Origin of the sequence: Mesobacillus sp. (genome assembly GCF_049588175.1) — a bacterium.
Lineage (GTDB): Bacteria > Bacillota > Bacilli > Bacillales > Cytobacillaceae > Mesobacillus.
Genome location: NZ_JBAVFI010000297.1, coordinates 1 through 7,488 on the forward strand (window position 1 = coordinate 1; position 7,488 = coordinate 7,488).

Genomic DNA, 7,488 nt, shown 5'->3' on the forward strand with positions numbered 1-7,488 from the left:
ATTCCTCTCCATAACAGGTTGGAATCTCGTAGACACAAGGCTTGGTCAGATGTGATTCTTCTTGTGCGTGATTTACAATTTCAAGCTTTCGTTTTATCGTTTCATAGCTGATTTGTTCAGGCTCATAATAAATGGTCACCGAAGTATAAGCAGGCACCCATTCAATGATGCCTGGGACCTTTTCTTTTTCCAGCTTTAAAATAAACTTTCGGATCATGCCATTCGTTTCCTCATTGATTGAATCCCCAAATGAAATCCGAACAGCCAGATCACCTAACGGGATGATTTCAAATGTCATTTACTTGCTCCTTTTAAAAATGCGATCCATAGATTGGCAAAAACTTTTGTGGTTGTGGCAGTCGCTTTATATACATTCAAATGTTCATTTTCTGAACGCAATTAGAACTTGCCCCTGTTCTATGTGACTCTTTTTCTCTAGCTATCTGGATTCCGGGCACAGAATGGGGTTTTCTGTTACCCTTTTTCTCTTGCTATCTGGATTCCGGGCACAGAATGGGGGTTTCTGTTATCCTTTTTCTCTAGCTATCCGGATTTCGGGCACAGAATGGGGTTTTCTGTTACCCCTTTTCTCTAGCTATCCGGATTCCGGGCACAGAATGGGGTTTTCTGTTACCCTTTTTCCCTCGCCTTCCGGATTTCGGGCACAGAAAAGCTTTCTACTTTCATCGCTAGGTAGCCAAAGAAGTGGTGTCTCCTAAAACACCACTTTTTTCTTACTGTTTATCTTGCCTTATTTTAAAATATCTTCCCTCACACATGTTTCAACAATCACTTTCAATCCCCTTGCCATCAGCTCTTGCGGCAGGGATGCTAGTGAAGGATTTCGGGATGACATTTCCGTTGAAGCTGGAAAGTGGATAAAACCTGCTTTAATAGGCAGATTATTTTTCCGGATATGATTCAAAACGGCATAGAGCGTGTTATTGCAAATGAATGTGCCGGCAGTATTCGATATTGCGGCAGGTATATGCTCTGCCTTTAGATTCTTCTCAATCTGCCTGATTGGAAGTGTAGAAAACAATCCGTCTGGTCCAACCTCGTCAATCATTTCATCGACAGGAACATTCCCTCTATTGTCTGGATACGGGTCACCAGAACCCGTATCTTTCACATTGATGCCAATCCGTTCTGGAGTGATCGCAGTCCTACCGGCAGCAAGCCCGCAGGAGATCACGATATCGGGCTGGATCTGATCCATTTTCGCAATTAATTTTTCCGCACATTCATCATAATTAACAGGCAGCAAAATTGTTGTAATTTCTACATCTTCAATCGCAAACTTTTCTGCTTCCTTCAGAAGCTCTTCAGTGGGATTAATGCTCATTTTACCGAACGGCTCAAAGCCGGAGATTAGGATTTTCATATTCATACCTCTTTTCATTCATAAAAATTAATTCAATTTTATTAGGTATTTAAAATTGTACTATAGTACAGAATGGATAAATAGATATTGAACTCTTAATATTCTAATTTTTAAATCAGGGTGATATTAATGGAACTTGAATACGGTAAAGCAACAGACTCAGAAATGGATGAAATATTTAGCCTTGCTGGCGTGAACAGGGCTGAGGCTACTGGTATTCAGGCAGATAACAATCAGGAAGAAATGATTGATTCTTATCAAAATTCCTTGGAGCACGGAGCCTATTTTCTTGTTGCCAGGACCGAAGACGATTTGATTGGCTGGGTTCTGGTCGATCGAAGTATGGATTGGTTTACACATAAGGATATCGGCTGGATCAGTGATGTGTTTGTCAAAAATGAGTTCCGAAATCAAGGTGTGGCTGGGGTTTTAATAGAACAGAGCCTGGCGGAGTTCAAACATTTAGGCTATGATGATGTTCGTTTGAATGTCTTTTGTTTTAATGAAAAAGCAATCAGGCTGTATGAGAAGATTGGCTTTAAGGATGTCAGCAAGTTTATGCGGATTGACATATGAAGCTGGGGAAATGGGCTTATTGTTTGTAAAGAAAATTAAGTATATATAACTGATTATTCTTAAAAATACATAACTCTATCTAAACAAAAATGACATACGGGCTAAACATTTCTCTATTAATCTAGCATTGTTACATAAATTAAAATGATGCGAGGAGATGGAGAAATGAAAAAAACTTTAATTGGTACAGGATTTGCTTTGACACTTATGCTGAGTCCGTTGCAGCAAGCGTTTGCTGAGGAGCCGACTAAGGGTGAATTAAGGCAGTTTGATACTGTCGCTCATCGCGGGGCAGCTGGCTATGCTCCGGAAAACACCATTGCTGCATTTGATAAAGCTGTTGAAATGAAAGCAGACTATATTGAACTTGATGTCCAGCGCAGCAAGGACGGCGAATTAGTTATTATCCATGATACGACCGTTGACCGGACGACGGATGGAACTGGACGAGTAGGTGATCAAACATTCGAAGAATTGAGGAATCTTGATGCTGGAAGTTTTAAGGGAGAGCAATTTGCTGGTGAGAAGATTCCTTCCTTTGATGAAGTGCTGGATCGGTATCATGGAAAAGTCGGAATCTTAATCGAAATGAAATCTCCTGAGCTTTATCCTGGGATTGAGGAAGATGTAGCTCAGGAATTGAAGGAACGCCATCTGGACAAGCCGCAGAATAATAAAATCATCCTCCAATCCTTCAATTTTGAATCGATGAAAAAGATGGACACTCTTCTTCCAGAGGTTCCGATTGGGGTTCTGACCTCTTCGAAGCTTGAAGTGACAGATTCCGCACTACAGGAATTTGCAACGTATGCTGATTACTTTAATCCAAGCTATGGCCTGGTTACAAAGGATTTAGTTGATAAGGTTCACAACCTGGGCATGGAAATCCAATCCTGGACGGTTCGAAGCCATGACGCAGCACAGTTTCTGATTGATATGGAAGTTGACGGGATTATTACAGATTATCCAGATTATGTAGACCCGCGCAATTAATAAACAGCAAGCATAACTTGGGCACTATAATACCCAAGTTATGCTTTTTTAGTTTCAATAAGAGATGCTATAGACATTCAGCCACCATTTAATTCAGAACCTTATATAAATATTTTTAATATCAAAATTAATTTTATTAATTTTATTAAAAATAATATTTACTTTTTCAAACAACAAGTTATATAATTCAATTACAACAACTTGAAAGGAGGCAATTATGTCCTACCCGGTCATCACAAATTGTCCCGTTTGCAGTCAAACATTAAAAATAACCAGGCTAAAATGCAATCATTGCGAAACAACCATTGAAAATGAATTTGAACTCTCCAAACTCGCTTCCCTATCCAAGGAACAGCTTCATTTTGTAGAAATTTTCCTTATATCCCGCGGAAATATTAAGGAAGTCGAAAAGGAACTGGGAATCTCCTATCCTACTGTGCGAGGAAAGCTGAATGATATCATCAGCTCACTCGGATATGACCCACAAAAGAAAACGGAAATCGATGAAAAGAAAATTGTCGCTATGCTGGATAAAGGCGAAATCACTCCTGAAGAAGCAATCAAACTTTTAAAAGGTGAATAAGGAGGAATCATGATGAAAGAAGAGATTTCAAAGGTTTTAACGATGGTTCAGGAAGGTAAAATTGATTCTGAAAAAGGTGCAGAATTAATCTCGGTCCTAAAAGAAAAGGAAGCAGCCTTAACTCTGCAAAAACCAAATAAATATTTGGATAAGACATTAAAAGTACGTGTAGTATCCAAAGAAAATGACAATGTTAACGTCAATATACCCATTAAACTCGTTAAAGCGATTCTTAAAACCGGGCATAGCATAGCTGCAAGCATTCCTCAATCAGAAAAATATGTGAAGGACATAGATATTAATCTTTTGATTGATGCGATTGAAAATGAACTTGATGGCAATATCGTTGATATCAAATCTGCAAACGGCGACACCGTTAAAGTCGTGATCGAATAACATCATGATCAATATAAAAATCAAAACATCTAAAAACGTCAAATTTAGCATCCCCGTACCCTACGCAATTCTCAAAGCCGGCAGTTTTATTCTGGGTTCAAATAGAGTGCACCAGCAATTGCATAAATGGGCTAACCAGGACCTGAAGCAGAAAAACATTCCGATTCTACCCTTTAACACATTATTGAACAAGCAGCTTTTGAATGAGGTCATAGATGAATTAAGCCACAATAAAGGAATTGTTCTTGTCGATGCAAAATTGCAGGATGGAACAGAAGTCATAGTTAGATTGTAAAATACACCTGGCCTCGCAGGTCCTTGCCGAGGTCAGATGTTTTTTTGGCAATCATTTTCATTAAAACACTTTTTCAAAGCAAATATAGTTTTCATGTCCCTCTGGTTTTCCAGATAATCTGACTTCACCCGTCTTACGGAAATTCCTTTTCTCATAAAATCGGACTGCCCCTTCATTGCCAGAGTAAGTATCGAGCCGCAGCACGGCATATCCATTTTCTCTGGCAAAATCCTCAGCAAACTGGAGCATTTTACTGCCATAGCCGCCTCCTTGTGCAGAGGGATCGACGCAAAAAGAATGGAGAATCAACGGGCTGCCTTCATGCTCGGTCCAGCTGGCGTTTTCCCACTCTGGTGTCTGCCATTCATCCAGGACCATCGCGCCAAACGTTTCACTGCCCTTTTTCAAAACGAACAATTCTTCGCCCTCCATAGCGTTTTCAAAATACTCATGATTCGGGTATTTTTCATCCCATTGCAAAATCCCTCTCGCCTCAAGGTATTCCTTGCATTCTCCAAACATTTCTCCGATGACAGGCAAGTCATCCTCTGTTGCACGCACGATCTGCTCTTCAGCCATTTCCCTGCTCCTTTTCTATTCGTTATTCACTATCCGGAGTGATATTAAAAAAATTGGCGCTTTCGTCCTTTTTCTTTCCTACGATTTTTTTGTTATTCATTTTCCCGTCAGACTCATAGCTTAATTTAAAATCCTTTTTCTTATTTTTCATCATTCTTCTCCCTTCGCAATTCCTGTATCCTCGTACAATGCGAATAGTTTTTCCTTTTCTCCCGAGAAAAATGTAAAAGCACCGATCCCCCTTGCCGAGGGATTGGTGCTTTTAGTCACAGTATTTTGTTATTTTCTTATCCAATCAACATAATGCCCAATCTGGTATGAACTTTAAATCACCTATCTAATAGGCGAAATGATGATTGCCAATTTGGGTCGTGACAGTCCTGCTATAAATCCACTGATCAGTTGCAAGCTGCGGATTATAATAATAAACTGATCCATACGATGGATCCCAGCCTAAAAGAGCGTCTTTTACAGCATGGTAGGCTTCCGAATCAGGCTGCAGGGTAAACTGGCCGTCATTTACAGCTGTAAAAGCGTTTGGCTGGAAAATGACATCCTTTACCGTATCAGGAAAATCGTCTGACTCTACTCGATTTAATATCACTGCCGCAACCGCGACCTGCCCTTGATAGCTCTCTCCTCTTGATTCACCGTACACCGCATGGGCCATCATCTCGACTTCATTTATCAATCCGGATGTTTTCGGACCGATCTCACCTGTCGTTTCTAATCCAAAATCACTCTGAAATTGCTTAACTGCATGAGCGGTAATCGTTCCATAGTAGCCTGTTGTTTCCATATTAAAATAGCCTAGTTTCTTTAAAACCGATTGAACGTATGTAACTTCTGAACCTGAGGAGCCCATCCCCAAGAATTGGGATGCTTCCACTTTAGGCTGTGCAAATCCAAGCGTTAAAACCAGGATCGCTGCTACTGATACTGCTTTTATGTATTTTCTCAAAAAAACTCCACTCCCATTTCATTTTTTTATATTTTCTTCGCTGTGAAAAATTAGAAAACTCCCATACCTCCTTTTACATGGTTTTAAACATACTCCATTAGAATTCCCTTCACGGTAAAATGAAAACTCGGCCAAAAGAATGGAATATCTTTTTTAAACTGGTATAAATTTCATAGGCGCATATCTTTTTGCTTATAAATCCCGTTATAAATATAGAGTCCTATATAGAATTCTTTTTCATGGAACAGGAATCAATATCCATTCTTCATTCTAAAAGCACAATCAATCCGAAACAGCTTAAATACTGCAGAATGAACTTCGAATGATCCATTCTATAAATCATATATTTAGCTAAACGAAATTTTACAATTATCCGATAATTGTAGTATGTTAGAAGAACAAAAATATCGAAAACTAAGGGGTAAATTAGGAATGTGGAGAAACAAAAATGTTTGGATTTTATTGACAGGGGAGTTTATTGCCGGACTCGGACTGTGGCTCGGGATTATCGGTAATCTTGAATTTATGCAGGAAAAGATTCCTTCTGACTTTTTAAAATCACTGCTATTGGCAGCTGGGCTGCTTGCAGGGATTGCAGTCGGACCGCTTGCCGGCAGACTGACAGATCAGCATAGCAAAAAGAAAGTCATGCTGATATCTGGTTTTGTAAGGGCAGTGAGCGTCCTTTTCATGCTCGTAGCAATTCATACTGGTTCCGTATGGTGGATGCTTGTTTTCCTCATCCTCCTGCAAATATCAGCAGCTTTTTATTTCCCTGCATTGCAGGCGGCAATTCCACTTGTAGTGAATGAGAAGGATTTGCTTCTGCTGAATGGTGTCCATATGAATGTTGCTACACTTTCTCGTGTAATCGGAACAGCTGCAGCCGGAATTTTATTGGTATCAATTCCTTTAAACATGGTATACATCTTATCGCTGGCTGCTTATCTCGTCCTGTTCATCTTGACTTGGTTCTTACATTTTGACGAAAAAACAAAAGTCCAGTCAGCCAAGACGGGTGTAAAGAGGCAAGGCTTCAAGGACGTATTCCCAGTGATTTCAAAACTTCCAATCGTAATGATGACCTTGATCCTCACGTTGATCCCTCTCCTATTTTTAGGCGGATTCAATTTAATTGTCATTAATATCAGCGAGCTTCAGGAAAGCTCCGCAATCAAGGGATGGATTTATACAGCCGAAGGAATTGCCTTCATGAGCGGAGCATTTTTAATTAAACGAATCAGCAGCAATATCTCTCCATACAAGATATTATTTACAAGTTCTTTACTGATTGGACTATCCCAGTTGCTATTATTTTTTGCAAACCTTCCTGTATTGACAATCATCGCCTTTGCATTGTTCGGATTTTCAGTTGGCTGCTTTTTCCCGACGGGAGCAACCATATTCCAGACGAAGGTTCCAAAAGACTATCATGGACGATTCTTTTCCTTTCGCAACATGATGGACCGTGTGGTTTTCCAGATTGTCCTTCTCATGACTGGTTTCCTTTTAGACGCCGTCGGCCTTCAGAATATGAGCGTGATGTTTGGGGTACTGTCGATCGTGATGACGACAATCTTTTTCATAAAATCCCGCAATCTGCGCGCTATTGGCGATACTGAACGGAATGTAAGCTGAATGACTGTATAGGTAAAAAGCTGCCTTTATCGGGCAGCTTTTTATCATTTGTAGCCAGAAATTTCACCGGTAGAATAAACGAT

Annotated in this window: 11 protein-coding genes; 6 read left to right on the top strand and 5 right to left on the bottom strand. The window is 39.9% G+C overall.

Going from position 1 to position 7,488, the window contains the following annotated elements:
• Both WB217_RS07285 and WB217_RS07290 read right to left on the bottom strand, forming a co-directional pair.
• A partial coding sequence (locus WB217_RS07285) for a carboxyltransferase domain-containing protein (protein ID WP_423992033.1) occupies positions 1-298 on the bottom strand: 298 nt, incomplete at its 3' end.
• A gap of 453 nt (positions 299-751) precedes the next feature.
• Entirely contained in the window at positions 752-1,384 is a 633-nt protein-coding gene (locus WB217_RS07290; RefSeq protein ID WP_423992035.1) for a pyroglutamyl-peptidase I, read from the bottom strand.
• Between the two features lie 129 nt (positions 1,385-1,513).
• On the opposite strand from WB217_RS07290, the gene WB217_RS07295 reads away from it, so the two are divergent.
• The 5 genes from WB217_RS07295 (at position 1,514) to WB217_RS07315 (ending at position 4,227) form a co-directional block, all read left to right on the top strand.
• Positions 1,514-1,960 (top strand): GNAT family N-acetyltransferase, encoded by a 447-nt coding sequence (locus tag WB217_RS07295; protein ID WP_423992037.1) that lies wholly within the window; start codon positions 1,514-1,516, stop codon positions 1,958-1,960.
• 165 nt (positions 1,961-2,125) lie between these two features.
• Positions 2,126-2,953, top strand: coding sequence for a glycerophosphodiester phosphodiesterase (locus WB217_RS07300; protein WP_423992039.1), 828 nt, complete (start codon positions 2,126-2,128; stop codon positions 2,951-2,953).
• A gap of 217 nt (positions 2,954-3,170) precedes the next feature.
• Positions 3,171-3,536: a DUF2089 domain-containing protein gene (locus WB217_RS07305; protein ID WP_335375197.1), complete on the top strand. Its 366-nt coding sequence runs from the start codon at positions 3,171-3,173 to the stop codon at positions 3,534-3,536.
• Positions 3,537-3,548: 12 nt separating this feature from the next.
• A complete protein-coding gene (locus tag WB217_RS07310) occupies positions 3,549-3,932 on the top strand; it encodes an SHOCT-like domain-containing protein (RefSeq protein WP_423992041.1) in 384 nt (127 codons plus the stop codon).
• Between the two features lie 106 nt (positions 3,933-4,038).
• Complete coding sequence (locus WB217_RS07315; RefSeq protein ID WP_423992043.1) at positions 4,039-4,227, top strand: hypothetical protein; 189 nt, start codon at positions 4,039-4,041, stop codon at positions 4,225-4,227.
• A 60-nt stretch (positions 4,228-4,287) separates the two neighbouring features.
• On the opposite strand, the gene WB217_RS07320 is transcribed toward WB217_RS07315, so the two are convergent.
• The 3 genes from WB217_RS07320 to WB217_RS07330 form a co-directional block, all read right to left on the bottom strand.
• Positions 4,288-4,806 carry a GNAT family N-acetyltransferase gene (locus tag WB217_RS07320; RefSeq protein WP_423992045.1) on the bottom strand — a complete coding sequence of 173 codons (519 nt, stop codon included), beginning with the start codon at positions 4,804-4,806 and terminating at the stop codon, positions 4,288-4,290.
• 22 nt (positions 4,807-4,828) lie between these two features.
• Complete coding sequence (locus WB217_RS07325; protein WP_423992047.1) at positions 4,829-4,957, bottom strand: hypothetical protein; 129 nt, start codon at positions 4,955-4,957, stop codon at positions 4,829-4,831.
• Positions 4,958-5,143: 186 nt separating this feature from the next.
• Positions 5,144-5,767, bottom strand: a complete 624-nt coding sequence (locus WB217_RS07330) for a cell wall hydrolase (RefSeq protein WP_423992049.1) — start codon at positions 5,765-5,767, stop codon at positions 5,144-5,146.
• A 432-nt stretch (positions 5,768-6,199) separates the two neighbouring features.
• Between WB217_RS07330 and WB217_RS07335 the strand changes: the two genes are divergently transcribed.
• The gene (locus WB217_RS07335; protein WP_423992051.1) at positions 6,200-7,405 is read left to right on the top strand and encodes an MFS transporter; all 1,206 of its coding nucleotides are present in this window, start codon (positions 6,200-6,202) and stop codon (positions 7,403-7,405) included.
• Positions 7,406-7,488: the final 83 nt, after the last annotated feature.